We start from the raw sequence: 19,748 nt of genomic DNA, 5'->3' as shown, positions 1-19,748 counted from the left end.
GTGTAGATGGCTCCCTCGCCACGCTCGGTCACGATGTCACACCGTAAGAGGTGGGCACCTGTGACGGAGCCGACACCCCCGTCTGCCCGCGCCAGGGCAGCGAGTTGCGCGTGATCACGACGAACAGCACCGCGACGATCACGGTGGCGATCGCGGCGCCCACGATCTGGAACACTTCCAGGTCGGCGCCGCGCGGCATCAGGATGACGCTCACGATCGCCGAGAACGCCACCGCCGGAACGCGGAACACCGGCCGGGTCGCCCACGCCGCCATCGGCACGATGGCCCACAGCAGATACCAGGGCTGCACCACCGGGAACAGCAGCACGATCGCGCCCAGCGCCACGCCGAGCGCGCCGACCGGGTGCAGCCGTCCGGTGCCCGTGGCGACCAGCATGCGCACCGTGAAGAAGCCCGCGACCACCGCCGCGATCGGGCGGGTGATGCTCAGCAGCGCGGTGGTGTGATCGCCGAGCCCGAGCAGCACACCGCCGAATCCGGTGATGATGCCAAGCACCGTGGGTAGCGACATCCAGCTGCGCACCACGCTCGCGGTGTTCAGCGTGTAGATCCAGCCGAAGCCGAGCCCGCTCACCGAACTGATGAAGAGCGTGGTGCCGATGGCGATCGCGCCGAGCATGGCGGCCGCGACGGCGACCGTGCGCAGCGAGGCGCCCCAGCGCCGGGCCAGGGCCATGCCGACGAACCCGAGCGCGATGATCGAGGTGAACTTGATCGAGGACGACAAAGTGATGATGATCGCGCCGCTGATCAGCCACGCGTAGGCGCGGCCGTCGAACGGGTGGGTGTCCTCGATGGCGCGCAGGCAGAATTCCAGCCCGGCCAGCATCAGGCCGAGCATCAGCGCGTCGTTGTGCACGCCGCCGACCAGGTGGAACAGCACCAGGGGATTGGCAGCGCCGAGCCACAGGGCACTCACCGCCGCGACGCCGCAGCGCGCCGACAACCGGGGCAGCGCCCACACGATCAGCGCGACGCCGCCCAGCGCGAGGATGCGGTGCACCCACACGCCCGCGATGATGTTGTCTCCGGTGAGTTCGGCGATGCCCCGGCCGATCCAGAGGAACAGCGGACCGTAGGGGGCGGGGGTGTCGCGCCAGATGGTCGGGACGTTATTGGTCAGGACGTTGTCGATGCCGAGCCCGGCCACCGGACCTTCCTGGTACGGATCGATGCCGCGCGCGGCGATCTCGCTCTGTGCCAGATAGGAATAGACGTCGTTGCTGAACAGCGGCGGGGCCACGCTGAGCGGGATGATCCACAGCAGCAGGGTGCGATCCAGCTGCGAGCGGGTCAGCCGGTGCACGGGGGAGCCGCCGATGCCGCCGACCGCGAACCGGCCCAGCAGCAGCCAGGCCAGCACGACGACGACGGTGCCGGTCATGCACATCGCCAGCGAGCCGGTGTGCGCGCGGGCGAAGATGCCGAGCACGCGGACGCCGGAGACCGGATTCTGGTGCACCGGCTGCGCGCCGATGCCGAGCGCGCTGATCGCCATCAGCACCGTGCCGGTCGCGCCCATAAGGCGGATCCGATCGAGCTGCGCCAGCTCCTTGCGGTCGAGACCGGGCACCTCCGACTCGTCGCGGTGCAGCACCGCGATCGTGTGATCGGCCGCGGGCACCTCGAGTCCGAGTGCCCGGCGCCCCAACGCCAGTGTCCTGCGCCGCGCGCCCTCCAGTACCGCCACGCCACGAAGCCTAGTTCGAGCGGCGATCTCGCACCGCGCACGGACCCCGCTCGTTCCGACCGGACCCGCCCCGCTCGCGGGGCACAATCGACGGATGGTTTCGGAGTCCAGGCGGCGGATCGAGGTGGCCGCGTCCGGGCTGCTGGCGCGGCACGGGTATCACGGGTTCGGTCTGAAGGCGTTGAGCGAAGCGGCCGAACTGCCGTACGGCTCGATCTATCACCACTTTCCGGGCGGTAAGGAGGAGATCGCCGTCGCGGCGATCACCGGGACCGGGACGCTGACCGGCCGGATGATCCGGCAGGCGCCGACCGACGTGTTCGCCACCATGGCCACGCTGTTCGAATTCATGGTCGGCAAGCTCGCGGACTCGCGGTGGACCGACGGGTGCCCGATCGGGACGCCCGCGCTGGACGGCGGCAGCGACGTCGAGGCGGTGCGCTCGGCCTGCGTCAGCGCCTTCGACACCATGGAACAGGCGTTCGCCGGGCTGCTCGCCGAACTCGGCCTCGGCGGGCAGGAGGCGGCCGAACTGGCCACCACGGTGGTCGCCGCCTACGAGGGCGCCACCATCCTGGCCCGGATCCGGCAGACGGACGCGCCGCTGCGCACGGTGGCGAAGTCGATGGAGCGGCTGATCCGGTCGACCTTCGCGGCGGCGGGGATCGGGGGCGACGGGTCCGCGACGGACGGCGGATCGGCGCCCGCGCCCGGTTCGGCCGGAAGAATTCCGGAAGTGCCTGCCGAGCAGGGCGATTCGGCATGAAAGGCTTGACTGGAAAGAACGTTCTAGCGAGACTCGGACGATGAAGCGTCTGATGCTGACCGGCCCCGGTGCGATGCGCTGGGAGGAACACCCCGAACCCGTCCTGAGCGGGCCCGGCCAGGCGCTGGTGCGGCCGGTCGCGCTGGCCACCTGTGACATCGACCCGGCCGTCCTGCGCGGCGCGTTTCCGCTGCCCGGGCCGTATCCGTTCGGGCACGAGGGAGTCGCGGAGGTGGTCGCGACCGGCCCGGAGGTCCGCGCCGTCGCTGTCGGCGATCTGGTCGTGGTGCCGTTCCAGATCTCCTGCGGCAGCTGCCGGGCCTGCGCGCGGGGGCGGACCGGGAATTGCACGAGCCATCCGCGGCTGTCCACTTTCGGTCTCGGCCCCATGGGCGGGCTGAACTGGGGCGGGCTGTGGGCCGATCTGGCGCTGGTGCCGCACGCCGACGCCATGCTCGTGCGGTTGCCGTCCGGCGTCGACCCGGTCGCGGTGGCCAGCGCCAGCGACAACATCCCGGACGCCTACCGCGCGGTCGGACCGCGATTGGCCGACGATCCCGGCGCCGAGGTGCTGGTGCTCGGCGGCCCGGCAGCACCGTCGATCGGGCTGTACGCCGCCGGGCTCGCGGTCTCCCTCGGCTCCGCCCGGGTGGTCTACCTCGACGACTCCGTCGAGCGCCTCGACATCGCGAAGGCGTTCGGCGCGGAGGCGATCGAAGGACCGCCGGACGCGCGGGTCGGCCGGTTCCCGATCGTCGTGGAGGCGGCCGGTGGCGCGAAGGCGCTGCGCGCGGCGATCGACGCGACCACCTACGACGGTTGGTGCACCAGCGTCAGCGTCCAGTTGCGGGACGTCGCGCTGCCGATCCTCGACATGTACACCCGCTGCTGCACCCTGCACACCGGCCGCGCGCACGTACGTCCGGTCATTCCGCAGGTTCTCGACCTCGTCGCGACCGGTCGCTTCGACCCGTCGCTGGTCACCACCGCGACCGCCACGTGGGACGAAGCGGTGGACGCGCTGCTGGAGACGCCCATGAAGCTGGTGGCGGTACGTCGAGACGCTGCCTCGGCGTAGGCGCATCCCCTGCGAGGCGCTCGCAAAGCGGGTGCGCCGAGGACCGGCTTGTGACGAATCGCACTCTTCGCAACCGCGCACACTCGGGTTCGCAGGCATGTGAGCACTTCCGAGGTAGACGTGCCGGGCAGCGTGCTCGCTCGGCTCGGCCCGTCTGCGCAGGTCAGCCGCAGCTGGATGCGGAAATGGAGAGGCGGGGGCGGAATCGGCGCGCATCCTCCGGGCCGCATCCGTGGGGGATGTGTTGTGCGAGCGGAACCGGTGGCGCAATTCCCGCAGGTCACTGGTGCGGGGAAGTCAGGGCACCCTTATTAGATTTCAGGAAGTAATTCCGACACACTGGTGTTGTGAAAACCGTGGGTTTGCGGAGAGGCGACGAAGGAGCTGGTCGCAGGACCGGCGCCGGGTCGGTCGCTGCGCCCGCGACGGTCGGCGGTGAAGGGCATACCCGAGCGGCCATCGTCCAGCTGCTGCTGGAGGAAGGGCCGATCACCGCGACCGCCATCGGGAACAAGCTCGGACTGGCCCCGGCGGGCGTGCGCAGGCATCTGGACGCCCTGATCGACTCCGGTCAGGCGCGAGCGGGCCGCTCGGCGCCCTGGCAGCAGAAGGGCCGCGGCCGCCCGGCCAAGCAGTACCAGCTCACCGCGGCGGGACGAGGCAAACTCGGCCACGCCTACGACGATCTGGCCGGCGCCGCCATGCGGCAGCTCGGGGAGATCGGCGGCGAACCGGCCCTCACCGAGTTCGCCCGGAAACGGGCACGCACTATCGTGGCCGGGATCGAACCGGTCGCGGAACACACCCCGCAGCAGACCGAGGCCAAGGCCGAGGAGATCGCCGAGGCGTTCACCGACGCCGGGTTCGCCGCCACCACCCGCAAGGTGGGCGCGGGCGTGCAGATCTGCCAGCACCACTGCCCGGTGGCGCACGTCGCCGAAGAGTTCCCGCAGTTGTGCGCGGCCGAACTCGAGGCGTTCCGTGAGCTGCTCGGTACGCACGTGCAGCGGCTGGCCACGATCGCCAACGGCGACTGCGCGTGCACCACGCACGTGCCGCTGCTGGTGCCGCCCACCGCGCAGACCAGAACGTCAGCACAAACCGCTGCACAGCCCGCAGCGGTACGAACGAACGACTCCGGAAGGAGTGCCGAATGACGACGACCACCGACCAGGTGCAACCGCTCACCCAGGAAGAGACCATCGCCTCGCTGGGCAAATACGGTTACGGCTGGGCCGATTCGGATGTGGCCGGCGCCAGTGCGCAACGAGGTCTGTCCGAGGCGGTTGTCCGCGACATCTCGGCGAAGAAGAACGAGCCGGTATGGATGCTCGAGCAGCGGCTCAAGGCGCTGCGCATCTTCGATCGCAAGCCCATGCCGAACTGGGGCTCCAATCTCGATGGCATCGACTTCGACAACATCAAGTACTTCGTGCGCTCGACCGAGAAGCAGGCCGCGTCCTGGGACGAGCTGCCGGAGGACATCAAGAACACCTACGACAAGCTGGGCATCCCCGAGGCGGAGAAGCAGCGGCTGGTCTCCGGTGTCGCCGCGCAGTACGAGTCCGAGGTCGTCTACCACCAGATCCGTGAGGATCTGGAGCAGCAGGGCGTCATCTTCCTCGACACCGATACGGCGTTGAAGGAGCACCCGGAGATCTTCCGGCAGTACTTCGGCACGGTCATCCCCGCGGGCGACAACAAGTTCTCCGCGCTGAACACCGCCGTGTGGTCGGGTGGATCCTTCATCTACGTGCCGCCGGGCGTGCACGTCGACATCCCGCTGCAGGCCTACTTCCGGATCAACACCGAGAACATGGGCCAGTTCGAGCGGACCCTGATCATCGTCGACGAGGGCGCTTACGTGCACTACGTCGAGGGCTGCACCGCCCCGATCTACAAGTCCGACTCGCTGCACTCCGCGGTGGTGGAGATCATCGTGAAGAAGGGCGGCCGCTGCCGCTACACCACGATCCAGAACTGGTCGAACAACGTCTACAACCTGGTCACCAAGCGGGCCAAGGCCGAGGCGGGCGCGACCATGGAGTGGATCGACGGCAACATCGGTTCCAAGGTCACCATGAAGTACCCGGCGGTCTGGATGACCGGCGAGTACGCCAGGGGCGAGGTGCTCTCGGTGGCCTTCGCCGGCGAGGGCCAGCACCAGGACACCGGTGCCAAGATGCTGCACCTCGCGCCGCACACCTCCTCGACCATCGTGTCGAAGTCGGTGGCGCGCGGCGGCGGCCGGGCCTCCTACCGCGGCCTGGTCCAGGTGAACAAGGGCGCGCACGGCTCGAGGTCGACGGTGAAGTGCGATGCGCTGCTGGTCGACACGATCAGCCGCTCCGACACCTACCCCTACGTCGACATCCGCGAGGACGACGTGACCATGGGTCACGAGGCGACCGTCTCGAAGGTCTCCGAGGACCAGCTGTTCTACCTGATGAGCCGCGGCCTCACCGAGGACGAGGCGATGGCGATGGTGGTGCGCGGCTTCGTGGAGCCGATCGCCAAGGAACTGCCGATGGAATACGCACTGGAACTGAACCGGCTCATCGAGCTGCAGATGGAAGGGGCCGTTGGCTGATGGCGACTGGTGTGATTGGAGCGGTCGAGGGCGAGAACCCCACGGCCAAGCCGATTCAGAACCCGGGCGCAGGTGCCGCGACCAACAAGGGCGAGGTCTTCGCCTCCTACGACGTGAACGCCTTCGAGGTGCCCTCCTCGCACGACGAGGCGTGGCGGTTCACTCCGCTGCGCCGCCTGCGCGGGTTGCACGACGGCACCGCGGTCCGGGACGGCCAGGCCACGGTCGAGGTCGCCCCGGCCGCCGGAGTGAAGGTCGAGACCGTGCCGCGCACCGACGCCCGCCTCGGCGAGGCCGGTGTGCCGTCGGATCGAGTGGCCGCCCAGGCCTATTCCGGCTTCGAGTCGGCCACCATCGTGACGGTCGGCGCGGAGACCGAGGTCGGCGAACCGATCGTCATCACGGTCACCGGCCCCGGCGAGGGCGCGACCGCCTACGGCCACCTCCAGATCAGGCTGGACACCTTCGCGGTCGCGACCGTGGTGATCGACCAGCGCGGCAGCGGAACCTACGCCGAGAACGTGGAATTCGTGCTCGGTGACAGTGCGAAGCTGACCGTCGTCGCGGTCCAGGACTGGGCCGACGACGCTGTGAACACCACCGCGCATCACGGCAAGCTGGGGCGCGATGCCACGCTGCGGCACATCGCGGTCACCCTCGGCGGCGATCTGGTGCGTCTCACGGCCACGGTCCGCTACGACGGCCCCGGCGGCGACGCCGAACTACTCGGCCTCTACTTCGCCGACGCGGGCCAGCATTTCGAGCAGCGCCTGCTCGTCGATCACGCCGTGCCGAACTGCAAGTCGAACGTGCTGTACAAGGGTGCGCTGCAAGGCGATCCGCACTCACCGAAGGGCGACGCCCGCACCGTCTGGGTCGGCGACGTGCTGATCCGCGCCGCCGCCGAGGGCACCGACACCTTCGAGGTGAACCGCAACCTGGTGCTCACCGACGGCGCCCGCGCCGACTCGGTGCCCAACCTGGAGATCGAGACCGGCGAGATCGTCGGCGCCGGACACGCGTCCGCGACCGGCAGGTTCGATGACGAGCAGCTGTTCTACCTGCGCGCTCGCGGCATCCCGGAGGACGCCGCCCGCCGCCTGGTGGTGCGCGGGTTCTTCCACGAGATCATCCAGAAGATCGCGGTGCCCAAGGTTCGGGAGCGGCTGGAGGCGGCCATCGAGGCCGAACTCGCCGCCATCGGCGCCTGATCAACGACCCCATACCTGACAAAGGAATTCGAATTCGATGACCACCCTGGAAATCAAGGACCTGCACGTCGAGGTCGCCAACCCCGACGAGTCCGGCGAGCCCATCAAGATCCTCACGGGCGTGAACCTCACGGTGCGATCCGGTGAGACGCACGCCATCATGGGCCCCAACGGCTCCGGCAAGTCGACGCTGTCCTACGCCATCGCCGGTCACCCGAAGTACACGGTGACCTCCGGCTCGATCACCCTCGACGGCGAGAACGTGCTGGAGATGTCGGTGGACGAGCGCGCGCGGGCCGGCCTGTTCCTGGCCATGCAGTACCCGGTCGAGGTTCCCGGCGTCTCGATGTCGAACTTCCTGCGCACCGCCGCCACCGCCGTGCGCGGCGAGGCCCCCAAGCTGCGGCACTGGGTCAAGGAGGTGAAGGAGTCGATGAGCGAACTGGAGATCGACGCCGCCTTCGCCGACCGCAGCGTGAACGAGGGCTTCTCCGGCGGTGAGAAGAAGCGCCACGAGATCCTCCAGCTCGGCCTGCTCAAGCCGAAGATCGCGATCCTGGACGAGACCGACTCCGGCCTGGACGTCGACGCGCTGCGCATCGTCTCCGAGGGCGTCAACCGCTACAAGGAGCGCGAGAACGGCGGCGTCCTGCTGATCACGCACTACACCCGCATCCTGCGCTACATCCAGCCGGAGTTCGTGCACGTCTTCGTCGGCGGCCGCATCGTCGCCGAGGGCGGCGCGGAACTGGCCGAGGAACTCGACGCCAACGGCTACGTCCGCTTCACTCAGCACTCATCCACCCCGTCTGCTTCGCCGACTGCCGTCCCCCAGTCCGCTACCGCTGGAGCCTGACATGACCGCTACGGTCCGCACCCTCGACGTCGCCCGCATCCGGGCCGACTTCCCGATCCTGAACCGCACGGTCCGGGACGGGAAACCGTTGGTGTACCTGGACTCCGGCGCGACCGCGCAGCGGCCGATCGGCGTGCTCGAAGCCGAGCGCGACTTCTTGATCACCAGCAACGCGGCGGTGCATCGCGGCGCCCACCAGCTGTCGGAGGAGGCGACCGACGCCTACGAGGACGCGCGGGCCGACATCGCGCGGTTCGTCGGCGTCGACGCGAGCGAGATCGTGTTCACCAAGAACGCCACCGAATCGCTGAACCTCGTGACCTACGCGTTCGCCGACGACCGGTTCCCGCATCACGTGGGCCCGGGCGACGAGATCGTCATCACCGAGCTGGAACACCACGCGAATCTGGTGCCCTGGCAGGAGCTGGCCCGCCGCACCGGCGCCACGTTGAAGTGGTACGCCGTGACCGAGGACGGCCGGATCGACCTGGACTCGCTGGAACTGTCGCCCGCCACCAAGGTGGTCGCGTTCAGCCACCAGTCCAACGTCACCGGCGCCGTGGCTCCGGTCGAGGAGCTGGTGCGCCGGGCGAAGGCGGTGGGCGCGCTGGTCGTGCTCGACGCCTGCCAGTCGGTGCCGCACATGCCGGTGGACTTCCGCGCGCTCGGCGTGGATTTCGCCGCGTTCTCCGGCCACAAGATGCTCGGCCCCTCCGGCGTCGGCGTGCTCTTCGGCCGCCGCGCGCTGCTCGAGGAGATGCCGCCGTTCATCACCGGCGGGTCCATGATCGAGACGGTCTTCATGGACCACAGCACCTACGCGCCGCCGCCGCAGCGGTTCGAAGCCGGTGTACCGATGACCTCGCAGGTGATCGGATTGGGCGCGGCCGTGCGGTATCTGGAACAGATCGGCATGGATGCCGTCGCGGCACACGAGCACACGCTGGTCAGCGCGGCGCTGGAAGGGCTCGCCGGAATCGACGGCGTGCGCATCATCGGGCCTACCGAGAACATCGATCGCGGCGGCGCCGTGGCCTTCCTGGTCGACGGCATCCACGCCCACGACGTCGGGCAGATTCTGGACGACGAGGGCGTGGCTATCCGGGTCGGCCACCACTGCGCGTGGCCGCTGCACCGGCGCTTCGGCATCGCCGCCACCGCCCGCGCCTCCTTCGCGGTCTACAACACCGTCGCCGAGGTGGACGCGCTGGTCGCCGCGGTGCGGAAGGCTCAGAGCTTCTTCGGAGTTGCATAAGTCATGCGCATGGAGCAGATGTACCAGGAAGTGATCCTGGATCACTACAAGCACCCGCATGGCCGAGGGCTGCGCGAGCCGTTCGGGGCCGAGGTGCACCACGTGAACCCGACCTGCGGCGACGAGGTCACCTTGCGCGTGCGGCTCGACAACGGTGACGTCGCCGACGTCTCCTATGACGGCCAGGGCTGCTCGATCAGCCAGGCCGCCACCTCGATCCTCACCGACCAGGTCATCGGGCTACCGGTGCAGCAGGCGCTGAAGGTGGTCGACTCCTACAGTGAGATGATCTCCAGCCGCGGCACCATCGAGGGCGACGAGGACGTGATCGGCGACGGCATCGCCCTCGCGGGCGTCTCGAAGTACCCCGCGCGGGTGAAGTGCGCGCTGCTCGGGTGGATGGCGTTCAAGGACGCCGTCCTCAGGATCGGCCCCGAGGAACCCGTGAGCGCCGCGGAAGAACCGAATCGTCCGAAGGGAAACGGGGAAGCGTCATGAGTGACACACCGGCCACCGACACGACCGAGCAGGCCGCGCAGGGCGCCGATCTGTCCGAGTTGCCCGAGCTGTCCGATCTGTCTTCGGAGGACATCAAGCAGCTCGAGGACATCGAAGAGGCGATGCGCGACGTCGTCGACCCGGAACTGGGCATCAACGTCGTCGACCTCGGCCTGGTCTACGGGCTGCGCGTCGAGGAGGACAACATCGCGGTCCTCGACATGACACTGACCTCGGCGGCGTGCCCGCTGACCGACGTCATCGAAGACCAGTCCCGCAACGCGCTGGTGCGCAGCGGACTCGTAGAAGACCTGAAGATCAACTGGGTGTGGATTCCGCCGTGGGGTCCGGACAAGATCACCGAGGACGGCCGCGAGCAGCTGCGTGCGCTCGGGTTCACGGTGTAATCCGCCAGGCTGGTGTCGGCCGCCGGACAGCTCCCGAACGGGTGCCCCGGCGGCCGAGTCGTATCCGGTGTCCCAGTTGCAGTGCCGTCGCGCACCCGCCGAGGGTGGGAAGTCCGCTCTTTCGACAAAGCGCGCGAACCGGACAATGATCTGAGCCCGGAGTCGTTCGCCAGACGGGGAGGATCGCATGTCGGTGCCGCACAAGGCCGCCCTCGGGCTCGTGGCAGTATCCGCCGCCACCTGTGCCGTGGTCGGCGGTCCCGCGGGTGAAGCGCGTGCCGCCGGGACCACCTATGGCGCGCTGGCGCTTTCGTCCAGCACCGGCGCCGTCGCTTCGGCCGTGGACTACGCGAGCGCGGCTGCCGCCGACGCCGCGGCTCGCGCCCAATGCGGTGTCACCGACTGCCGGACGGTCGTGCAGTTCTGGAACGCGTGCGGATCGGTCGTCCGCGGCGCCGACGGCAAGCACGGTTGGGCGTGGGGCCCCACCCGCGCCGAAGCCGAACGCCGGGCCATCGAAGTGCTCGGCCCCAGCGCTCCGCCGTTCCCGAGCCTCGGCAGCGCGATTCCCCGGCCCGCGGCGGTGCGATTGACGGCTTGCACATCGGGCGCCGGATAATTCGGGCGCAACGCTTTCCGAGCCGACGAGGTGTCCTTGCTGGGCTGGGTGTTGTGAGCACACCCCTGGGCTATTCCGGAGCGACGCTCACGGAACCCCAGGCCCTGATCCGGAAAAGGTGCCCGCCCTCCTGCTCAGGAGCACTTGCCGTCGCGGACGCAGGCGAGCAGCAACTGGGTGATATCGGCCCGCGGGGGTGTTGTGGAGCGCGGTTGGGTGGCCAGCGGGATCGGCGCGAAATCGGCGGTGTGCGCCGCGCCGAGCTGGGTGGCGGAGCGGAAACCATAGCGTTTCCAGGCGATCTGCTGGATCTTCGGATCCTGGAGCGCCGCGACCAGCTGATGAGCGGGGGCGGTGAGGGTGAGGATCGGATTGCTGTTGAAGATGGTCGGATCCGGATACAGCAGCCGGGCGTTCGCCAGCAGCGCCTCGGTGGCGGGCCGGTTGTCCCGGTAGTCGCCCAGTTGGCGCAGGATCTGGCTCTCGTACCCGGCGTACAGCGTGGCCGCTCCTTGGATGAGCCATTCCCGGAAACCGCCGTCGGAGCTGTCGGACTGTAGACCCTGCGCGTCGTAGAGGTCGCGCACGGCAGGCAATCCGGATCTGGCCTCGGCGACGGTGGGCGGCTGGAAGACGTCGTTGGAGGCGATGACCGTCAATTCCAGTTGCAGCAGGGTGAATCCGGAGTTCGAGGACTTCGGGTCGGTGCTGGTGATGCGAATGGGACCGGCCAGGTCGTGCGCTCCCAGCGACTCCCACTTCTGCTTGGGCAGCACGTACTCCAGCAGCAGGCGCTTGAAGTCGACGATGTAGTAGGAGTTGTCCCGCAGCGCCACGATGCCGGCGCGGACGAGCGCGTCGGTGGCGGCCGCACCGGCGTAGATCACCTCCGGTGTCTCCAGCACCGACTCGGCGCGGTAGTCCGGGAAGTCGCCGGTACGGTGCGACTCTTCGAAGACGCTGCGGGCACTCGCCGACGACGGCCACAAGCAGTCGATCTTCTGCTCGCGCAGCTGGTCGGTGGGTATCTGCACCAGGTCGTAGGAGCCGCGTTTGTCGAAGCGCACCTCGAGTCCGTAATCGTCCCGCAGGATGGCGCGGACCTCGGCGTCGGCTATGAGCGCGGATTTCTCGGAGCCGCCGAGGCAGGTGAGCTGTCGGGCCGCGACCGGGGCGTCGTTCGCCCCGCGGATCACCACGACGCCCACGGCGATGGCGATGACGGCGACCACGATCGCGAGGACGACGGGGAGGCGGGATCTGTTCATAGCTCCTCGCTCGGGGGAAGCTGCGGGGGATTCATGAGTTCCAGGTGTGCCAGGTCCCGGAAGAAGGACTCGAGGTTCGCGTCGCCGACCTGGTCGGCGCCGTGCGCGGCGAAGGTCTCGAATCCGGCGAGTACGCGGCGGCTACGCGACAGCAGCGCCTCGGCATCGCGGTAGGACGACCGGTGGTCCTGGATCTCCACATATCGCCGCAGCGCCGACTCCACACTCACCAGATAGTCGAGCAGCTTGCGCGCGGTCATGGGAACGCTTGCGGGATCGACGGTTTCGGTGCGATTCAGCAGGCGCGGAACGATGTCGCAAGCCCGCAGCAGCGAGGCCCGGGTCCCGGTGTCGCCGACCCGCGCGGCCAGAGTCGCCACCCGCTGGTTGGTCTCCGATACTCGTCGCACCAGTCGACGGCGCTGGATGCGGACGGAGACCCACTGTCCGGTAAGGGCGGTGAGCACGGCCGCGCCGATCGCCACCAGCGCCGCGCCGACCGGTGAGCCGATCACGGCATAGAGCGCGAGGAAGGTGGGGACGAGCACGACCAGCGCCGCGATCAGGGCGGCATTACCCGGCACCGGCGCCTCCTACCGGTAGCCGGTGGCCTGGCGCAGCGCCGCGACCATATCGTCCGTGGTGAGATACGACCCACCGGTGCGCTCGGCGATCTTCCGGAGGTTGTCTTCCTCTACGGCGGAGCCGAATCCGATGACCACCACCGGGACTGCGGTGCGCGCGATGTCGTCGAGGCCGTTGCCGCCCTCGGTGTCCGCGCCGTCGGTCATGAGGACGACCAGTCGTTTGCGATCCGGGTCGGCCGGGCCGGTGAACTGCTTCGCCGCGCTGCTCAGGCAGCGATAGATGCCGGTATTGCCGCCCGGGCTCCGCGCGCGAATGCTGTCGCGCAGGGATCGGAGATCCGATGCCGCATTGCCGCTGGTCCACTGCGTGGAGGTGGCGGTGCCGTTGAACAGCAGCACCGCGGTGCGGTCCCGAGGACCGGTTTGCAGCAGGTATTTCTTGGACTGCGCCGGATCGAACAGCAGATCGGCGGCTCGCTGCACCCCGGCCCAGCCGCCGTTGTCGGCCATGCTGCCGGAGGAGTCGATGCAGTACACCAGGTCGGTGGGCGTGCGATAGACGGTCTGGTAGTTCTCCAGGGCGGCGTCGATGACCGGGGCGGCCGGATACGTGATCGGCTGCTCGGTGAGCGTCGTGCGAATTCCCCAGGCGGGATCGAAGACTTCCCGAGGTGCGTCGGGCAGGGACAGCCCGATACTGGTGATCGGCCGTCGCCCGAGCCGGACCAGCCGCTGCTGGGTATCGGCCGAGAGCAAGAAGTCCTGCAGCTTGCGGAAGTTGCCGAGTTTCTCCGCATTGTCGCCGTGCGGTAGGAAGCCCAAGGGGGCATCCGAAATCGCCAGTACGCCTTTGGGGTAGATGACGTGCAGTGGTTCCTTGCCCGCGCGTACCAGTTCCTGGTTGCGTTCGATCACCAGATTCTCGTAGGTGAACATGGTCTTGCACTGCTGCGGCGCGGCCAGGCACTCGTCCATGAGCAGTCCGGTGGACGGCGGCGTCCTGGCGAAGGCCCTGGTGAAGCGGGTGATCCCGGTGCGCACCTGCTCGGAATCGAGCTGTGCGCGGGTGAGCGGCACACCGGGGCCGTTGCCCGCGAAGTAGTTGAGGAAGGCCAGCAGAACAGTGGCGCCGGAATTGGACTGGGTCGGATTGGTCATCCACACCGTCGTCTTCTTCGCCTCGGCGGCCGCCAGAATCTCCTCGATACCGACGTCGCGCCCGGTGAATCCCAGAGTCTCCAGCTCGCTGCGAGGACCGGCGAACACCAGAGGCGTACTGAACATGGGCTGCGCCTGCTGCAGGCGGTGCCCGGTATCGCCCAACTGCTGGAAGACGCTGCTGGCGAACCAGAATCCGTCGTAGGGCGCGTCGCCCGCGTCCAGCAGACGAGCCTGATCCACCGACCCGAGTTCGGTCATGGTGCAGGTCAGCTTCTGCTCCCGGCACCACGGCTGCACCACCTGCCGGAAGACCGCGGCGTGCTCGGAGCCCGCCACGATGTTCAGCACATTCGCGTCCGGGCTGTACTCGCGGACCGGGCCCGGCCCGCGATCCTCCCCGCAACCCGTCAGCAGTGCACACAGTGTGATGAGAGCTGCGACAAGCACTCTCGTGCGGCGATACGGCAATTCGCCACCTTCCCCTCGATGACGCGATCGTAAGCGGCGGTGACGGGGGAAGTGGTGAATAGCCGGTGACGTCCTAGCGAATCCTCATCGATCCGGCTCAGTCGGCTTTCCGCAGCCAGTCCAGGTAGTGCGTGGACGCCAGGTGTGCGTCCGGACCCGCGATCAGCACATCGCCGGTGACCGCCGCGAACATGCCAGCGGTGTCGTCGGTGACCACGGTTCGGCTGTCTTGCCGCGCGGCCAGCGTGATCCTGCCGAGTTCGTCCAGCGCGAAGACGTCCGGGCCCGCGACATTGCGGATGCCGCCCAGCGGTGTGCCGGTGGAGACCTCGACCACCGCGTCGACCACGTCCGCGGCGGCCATCGGCTGGAGCCGGGTGGCGGGCAGGCGCACGGTGTCGCCGTCGGCGGTCCAGGACAGGACCGCGTCCATGAACTCGAAGAACTGGGTGGCGCGCACGATGGAGTACGGCGTCGGGCCCTGCCGGAGCAAATCTTCCTGGAGGGCCTTGGCCCGGTAGTAGTCCAGCTGGGGCACCTGGTCCACCCCCACGATCGAAAGGACGACCTGGTGCCGCACACCGGCAGCCTCACCTGCGGCGAGCAAGTTCTGCATGGAGGTGCGGAAGAACTCGAGCGACGCCTCGTCGAAGGTCGGCGAGTTCGCCAGGTCGATCACCACGTCCGCGCCGTCGAGCGCCTGGTCCAGGCCCACGCCCGTGACGAGGTCGACACCGGTGGACGGCGCCGCCGGGACGGCCGAGTGTCCGGCCGCGGTGAGCTTCTGGACCACCTGCGAGCCGATCCGTCCGGTACCGCCGATGACTGTGAGCTTCATGGTCTTCCCCTTTCGCGCGGTGCGTCGTACAGGGCGAATTTCGGTGACCAGTAAACCAAGATCGTTACGGGACCGGAGCGAATTCCGAGCACCCGCCGCTCGGCCGGGTCCCGGCCCGGGACGGCCCATTTCGCGGTTTCGAACCCGCCGGGGCGGGAATCGCGACGGGGAGTCGACGTGAAGGAGGCCTCCGTGCCGGAGGAGAACACTGCGGGCCCGCAGCGGGTCGTCATCATCGGTAGCGGGTTCGCCGGGTTCACCTGCGCCCAGAAGCTCTGCCGCATCGTGGCACGGGCGGATCGGGACGTCGAGGTCGTGCTCGTCACCCCCAACGACTACATGCTCTATACGCCGCTGCTGCCGGACGTCGCGGGCGGGCTGATCGACCCTCGGTTCGTCGCGATTTCGCTGGCCGATTCGCTGCCGCGGGTGCGGCTCGTGGTCGCGACCGTTCGATCGGTCGACCTGCGGAACAAGACCGTCACGGTGGCCGGTGAGCACCAGCCGCCGCGGCAGTTGTCGTGGGATCGGCTGGTGCTCACGCCTGGGTCGGTCACCCGGCTGTTCGACATACCGGGCTTGGCCGAGCACGCGCGAGGGCTCAAGACCGTCGCCGAGGCGCTGTACCTGCGCGAACAGTTGCTGCGCCAGCTCGAACTCGCCGACGACGAAGAGGACCCCGAGGTGCGGCGGGCTCGCCGCACCGTGGTCGTCGTCGGCGCGTCCTACGCGGGTACCGAGCTCGTCGCGCAGTTGCGCGCCCTCGCCGACGCCTACGCCGCCCGCCGCGGGTTCGACCCCGCCGAGGTGCGTTTCCTCCTGCTCGACACGGCGCCCAGGGTGATGCCGGAGGTCGGGGAGCGGCTCAGTGACAAAGTGCTGAAGGTCCTGCGGCAGCGCGGCATCGAGATCCGGCTGGAGACCTCGCTCACGAAACTGACCGACAACCAGGTCGAACTGACCGACGGCACGGTCGTGCCGACCCACACGGTCGCCTGGGTGACCGGGGTGACCGGAGCGCCCGTCCTCGGCACGCTCGGCCTGCCGCTGGAGAAGGGCCGTCTGATCGTGGACGCTCAGTTGGGCGTGCCCGGTCATCCGGACGCCTTCGCGGGCGGTGACGCGGCAGCCGTACCGGATCTCGCCAAGCCGGGCCGGATCACCCCGCCCACGGCGCAGCATGCGTCCCGGCAGGGCAAGACGCTGGCCAGGAACGTCGCCGCCAGCCTCGGTATCGGCACGGCCACCCGGTACAAGCACCGCGACCTGGGTCTGGTGGTCGACCTCGGCCCCGGCTTCGCGGTCGCGAACCCGATGGGCATCCGCCTGTCCGGCCTGCCCGCCAAGGCGGTGACCCGCGCCTACCACACCTTCGCCGTGCCACGAGCGGTCAACCGGTGGGCGATAACGGTCTCCTACCTGACCATCGCGGTCACACCCCGGCCCCTCGCCCTGCTCGGACTCGTCAGCCACGAGGAGGCGAGCTTCGGCGTCAGCGAGGGCATTCCCGCGCCGGACTGAGTTCGCTTCCGGAGGCCGAAGTGCTCCTCTCCGAACGATCTCCGCCGAACTTCCGTGCCACGCGACCGCGCGCGCCGACTGTCTCCGGTACCGCCGTCTTCTCCGGCGAAACGCGTGCGCGAGGCCGAGGGCAACGGAGATGATGCGGGTGTGGACGAGGTGACGTACCGGCAATCGCGGGTGGGCTTGCACGCGGTCGCGGAATTGTTGATCGCTGGGCCGCAGTACCGAGAGTTCGGCACCATCCGGCTGCGCGCCGTGCGCGGGGGTTTCGGGGGTGTGCGGTGGCCGGTGTCGGTGGTCGGGGAGGAGCTGGTGTGGCCGGAGGGCCGGGTCCGGCTGGAGGGCACATATCGAGAGGTCGCCCGGGCCGCGGGTTTCGAGCCGGGGCCGCCGGAAGGGGCGTACCCGGGCACCACGGGAGTCGACCTCGATGCGGCGATCGAGGTGGACCCCTCGGCGGCCGGGCTGATCGAGAGATGGTTCGCGATGGGGGACAAGGCATTGCGCTGTCTGGCACCCGACGTCACGCCCGTGCTGTGGCCGGAGCATTTCGATCTGGCCGGCACGATCGATGAGGTGAACTACGGGGTTTCGCCGGGAGACGACACGCATCTCGGCCCGTACGCGTATGTGGGGCCGTGGACCCCGCGCACCGGCGAGTTCTGGAACGCGCCGTTCGGCGCGCTGCGGCCACGCGACGCGGTGAACACCGTCGCGGCGCTGCTGGAGTTCTTCGAGGCGGGCCGGGAACGCGCCGCACAAGGCTGACCCGCCCTCGAACACCCTGCCGTGCCCTGGCAGGGATTCAGGCGCCCTTACGGGCCGCGGTCTTCTTGGCTGCTTTCTTCGCAGGCGCTTTCTTCGCCGCGCTCTTCGAAGCGCTCTTCGACGCGGTGCTCTTCTCGGTGCTCTTCGACGCCGTGCTCTTGGCGGCGCCGCTCTTGGCCGCGGCCTTCTTCGCCGTCTTCTTCGGCTCGGCCGCGGCGCCGTCCCCGCCAGCCGTCCGGCGTCCGCTGGCCTCCAGGCTGCGTTGCAGCGCGGCGACCAGGTCGACCACCTCGGCGTCCATCCCGCTCGGCACGGGCTCCGGCTGCTCGGGCACCTTGCCGGTGCCGCTGGCGATCGCCTCGTCGAGCAGGCGTTTGAGTTCGATCTGGTACTCGTCGGTGAACTGGTCCGGATCGAAGTCGTCGGACATGGCCTCGACGAGCGTCTCCGCCATCTTGATCTCCTGCGACCGGGGCTCGGCGACACCGTCCAGGGATTCGAATTCGACGGAACGAACCTCGTCCGGCCACAGCAGCGTCTGCAGTACCAGAATGCCCTCGCGCACGCGCAGCGCCGCCAGCCTGGTCTTCTGCCGCAGCGTGAAATACACCAGGGCGGTGCGTTCGATCTCTTCCAGCGTTCGTGCCAGCAGGACATAGGCCTTGGGCGTGCTGGAGTCCGGTTCCAAGTAGTAGCTCTTCTCGAACAGGACCGGATCGATCTGATCGGACGGCACGAACTGCAGAACCGGGATCTCGTGCTTCTCGGCAACGGGCAGTTTCGCGAAGTCCTCGTCACTGAGCACGATCTTGTCCCCGTCGGGGGACTCGTAGGCCTTGTCGATGTCGGTGTACTGGACGGATTGACCGCATACGGTGCAGACACGGTCGTATTTGATCCGGCCTCCATCCTTGGCGTGCACCTGATGGAACCGGATGTCGTGGTCCTCGGTGGCGGTGTATACCTTCACCGGGACGTTCACCAGCCCGAATGCGATCGAGCCCTTCCAGATCGATCTCATAGACCCATCATGGCCGAACCCCACCGACCTCGCGAGCGAACCGGGATCCCGAGTGTCGCGGCCGCGACGCGCCGACGCAGCCGCCCGGGCAGGGCCTCGAAGAGTGAGCTCATCGCCGCGATGGTGCCGCCGAGGTCGGCGCGGCCCGACAGATACGCTCGCTGCGCCGCCGGGGACAGTGTGAAGAACGTGTCGAAGAACAGCGGGATGTCCTCGGGCCGCAAGGCCAGCAGTGCCCGCAGCCCGGCGCTGCGCAAGTGGTGGACCACGCGCGCCCCGGCGGGCCACACGTCCTGCCCCGCCGCCACCGCGTCGGCCGAGGCCAGCGCGGCGCCCACGCTGTACCCGGTCGCCGGGTGCAGGAACCCGCCCGCCGCGCCGAATCGGTGCGGCCCCGGCCGGCCACCCTGCACGGGAAACCGGACGTGCTCGACGGGCTCGGCTCCCGTGAGCTCGATGCCCCTGGCGCGGAGCCGGTGCCGCAAGCGCGTCCGCAGCTGTGCCCCGGCCAGGGCGGGGCGACCGGCCAGGCAGGTCTCCTCGAGCAGCATCCGCTCGGCGTCGAGCGGGACGGCGTAGAGGAACGAGGGCGGCGCGTCGGAGGGGGCGCCGTTGTCGGAACGCCAGTCCATGAACAGCGGGTCGAGGCCCGCGCAGCGGCTTGCCGCCACGATCACCCCGTAGGCGGTCTGCTCGGCCCGTGCCGGGGCGCGGGTGAGTCCGCGCGCGTCGACCACTCGACCGCCGGTGACCGTCGCGCCGGACGCCAGCCGCACGCGCTCGGGACTGATGTCGACCGCGCGATCCGAGACGACCTGCGCATCCGGAAACCGCAGCGCGATCTGCAGTCGCGCGTTGTCGAGCACGACATAGGGACGGTCCACCCGGTGCGCGCGCGTTCCCCAGGCCATCGGCCGGGGTACCGTCGCCGCGACGACCTCCGGCGGCAGCCAATCCGGCAGTTCGTCGGCCCACGCCGCGTAGGTGGCCGTCCACCTGCGCTCCGGCGCCGGGTCCACCACGGTCACCGTGAGTCCGTGCACCGCCGCGCGGTGCGCGAGGGCGCGTCCGGCCGGGCCGAGACCGCAGACGACGAGGTCCGGCTTCACGCCGCGGCCGTCC

General features: G+C 69.1%; 19 protein-coding genes. 12 read left to right on the top strand and 7 right to left on the bottom strand.

Going from position 1 to position 19,748, the window contains the following annotated elements:
• Positions 1-28: 28 nt before the first annotated feature.
• Positions 29-1,711 (bottom strand): polyprenol phosphomannose-dependent alpha 1,6 mannosyltransferase MptB, encoded by a 1,683-nt coding sequence (mptB, locus tag ON19_RS17875; RefSeq protein WP_043693627.1) that lies wholly within the window; start codon positions 1,709-1,711, stop codon positions 29-31.
• A gap of 94 nt (positions 1,712-1,805) precedes the next feature.
• Between mptB and ON19_RS17870 the strand changes: the two genes are divergently transcribed.
• The 10 genes from ON19_RS17870 (at position 1,806) to ON19_RS17825 (ending at position 10,991) form a co-directional block, all read left to right on the top strand.
• Positions 1,806-2,477 (top strand): TetR/AcrR family transcriptional regulator, encoded by a 672-nt coding sequence (locus tag ON19_RS17870; RefSeq protein WP_083899453.1) that lies wholly within the window; start codon positions 1,806-1,808, stop codon positions 2,475-2,477.
• A gap of 40 nt (positions 2,478-2,517) precedes the next feature.
• Positions 2,518-3,555 (top strand): zinc-dependent alcohol dehydrogenase, encoded by a 1,038-nt coding sequence (locus ON19_RS17865; RefSeq protein ID WP_043693625.1) that lies wholly within the window; start codon positions 2,518-2,520, stop codon positions 3,553-3,555.
• A 347-nt stretch (positions 3,556-3,902) separates the two neighbouring features.
• Positions 3,903-4,712, top strand: coding sequence for a helix-turn-helix transcriptional regulator (locus ON19_RS17860; protein WP_043693622.1), 810 nt, complete (start codon positions 3,903-3,905; stop codon positions 4,710-4,712).
• On the top strand, positions 4,709-6,145 hold the full coding sequence (gene sufB, locus ON19_RS17855; protein ID WP_043693618.1) for a Fe-S cluster assembly protein SufB: 1,437 nt from the start codon (positions 4,709-4,711) through the stop codon (positions 6,143-6,145). Before ON19_RS17860 ends, sufB begins: the two co-directional genes overlap by 4 nt.
• Positions 6,145-7,356: a Fe-S cluster assembly protein SufD gene (sufD, locus tag ON19_RS17850; protein WP_043693616.1), complete on the top strand. Its 1,212-nt coding sequence runs from the start codon at positions 6,145-6,147 to the stop codon at positions 7,354-7,356. The genes sufB and sufD overlap by 1 nt, the downstream gene beginning before the upstream one ends.
• 37 nt (positions 7,357-7,393) lie before the next feature.
• Positions 7,394-8,212, top strand: a complete 819-nt coding sequence (gene sufC / locus ON19_RS17845; RefSeq protein WP_051169014.1) for a Fe-S cluster assembly ATPase SufC — start codon at positions 7,394-7,396, stop codon at positions 8,210-8,212.
• Between the two features lies 1 nt (position 8,213).
• Positions 8,214-9,467 (top strand): cysteine desulfurase, encoded by a 1,254-nt coding sequence (locus ON19_RS17840; protein ID WP_043693613.1) that lies wholly within the window; start codon positions 8,214-8,216, stop codon positions 9,465-9,467.
• 3 nt (positions 9,468-9,470) lie between these two features.
• Positions 9,471-9,965 (top strand): Fe-S cluster assembly sulfur transfer protein SufU, encoded by a 495-nt coding sequence (gene sufU, locus ON19_RS17835; RefSeq protein WP_043693609.1) that lies wholly within the window; start codon positions 9,471-9,473, stop codon positions 9,963-9,965.
• The gene (locus ON19_RS17830) at positions 9,962-10,372 is read left to right on the top strand and encodes a metal-sulfur cluster assembly factor (protein WP_083899452.1); all 411 of its coding nucleotides are present in this window, start codon (positions 9,962-9,964) and stop codon (positions 10,370-10,372) included. Before sufU ends, ON19_RS17830 begins: the two co-directional genes overlap by 4 nt.
• A 187-nt stretch (positions 10,373-10,559) precedes the next feature.
• A complete protein-coding gene (locus ON19_RS17825) occupies positions 10,560-10,991 on the top strand; it encodes a DUF4189 domain-containing protein (RefSeq protein ID WP_043693606.1) in 432 nt (143 codons plus the stop codon).
• Between the two features lie 134 nt (positions 10,992-11,125).
• On the opposite strand, the gene ON19_RS17820 is transcribed toward ON19_RS17825, so the two are convergent.
• From ON19_RS17820 to ON19_RS17805, 4 genes are all read right to left on the bottom strand, one after another.
• Positions 11,126-12,259: a hypothetical protein gene (locus ON19_RS17820; RefSeq protein ID WP_043693603.1), complete on the bottom strand. Its 1,134-nt coding sequence runs from the start codon at positions 12,257-12,259 to the stop codon at positions 11,126-11,128.
• Positions 12,256-12,843, bottom strand: a complete 588-nt coding sequence (locus ON19_RS17815) for a hypothetical protein (protein ID WP_043693600.1) — start codon at positions 12,841-12,843, stop codon at positions 12,256-12,258. The genes ON19_RS17820 and ON19_RS17815 overlap by 4 nt, the downstream gene beginning before the upstream one ends.
• A 9-nt stretch (positions 12,844-12,852) precedes the next feature.
• On the bottom strand, positions 12,853-14,475 hold the full coding sequence (locus ON19_RS17810; protein ID WP_043693598.1) for a vWA domain-containing protein: 1,623 nt from the start codon (positions 14,473-14,475) through the stop codon (positions 12,853-12,855).
• A 97-nt stretch (positions 14,476-14,572) separates the two neighbouring features.
• Positions 14,573-15,313, bottom strand: a complete 741-nt coding sequence (locus ON19_RS17805; protein WP_043693595.1) for an SDR family oxidoreductase — start codon at positions 15,311-15,313, stop codon at positions 14,573-14,575.
• 192 nt (positions 15,314-15,505) lie between these two features.
• Here ON19_RS17805 and ON19_RS17800 point away from each other — a divergent pair, with 192 nt between their 5' ends.
• Positions 15,506-16,834, top strand: coding sequence for an NAD(P)/FAD-dependent oxidoreductase (locus ON19_RS17800; RefSeq protein WP_043693931.1), 1,329 nt, complete (start codon positions 15,506-15,508; stop codon positions 16,832-16,834).
• Between the two features lie 150 nt (positions 16,835-16,984).
• The gene (locus tag ON19_RS17795; RefSeq protein ID WP_218006448.1) at positions 16,985-17,605 is read left to right on the top strand and encodes a hypothetical protein; all 621 of its coding nucleotides are present in this window, start codon (positions 16,985-16,987) and stop codon (positions 17,603-17,605) included.
• 37 nt (positions 17,606-17,642) lie between these two features.
• On the opposite strand, the gene ku is transcribed toward ON19_RS17795, so the two are convergent.
• Both ku and ON19_RS17785 read right to left on the bottom strand, forming a co-directional pair.
• The gene (gene ku, locus ON19_RS17790; protein ID WP_043693592.1) at positions 17,643-18,626 is read right to left on the bottom strand and encodes a non-homologous end joining protein Ku; all 984 of its coding nucleotides are present in this window, start codon (positions 18,624-18,626) and stop codon (positions 17,643-17,645) included.
• Positions 18,623-19,735 (bottom strand): lycopene cyclase family protein, encoded by a 1,113-nt coding sequence (locus ON19_RS17785; protein ID WP_043693925.1) that lies wholly within the window; start codon positions 19,733-19,735, stop codon positions 18,623-18,625. The genes ku and ON19_RS17785 overlap by 4 nt, the downstream gene beginning before the upstream one ends.
• Positions 19,736-19,748 lie beyond the last annotated feature (13 nt).

The organism is Nocardia abscessus NBRC 100374 (genome assembly GCF_000308455.1).
GTDB classification, from domain to species: domain Bacteria; phylum Actinomycetota; class Actinomycetes; order Mycobacteriales; family Mycobacteriaceae; genus Nocardia; species Nocardia abscessus.
The sequence above is the reverse complement of the archived record's forward strand: the minus strand, read 5'-3'. Positions and strand labels throughout refer to the sequence as shown.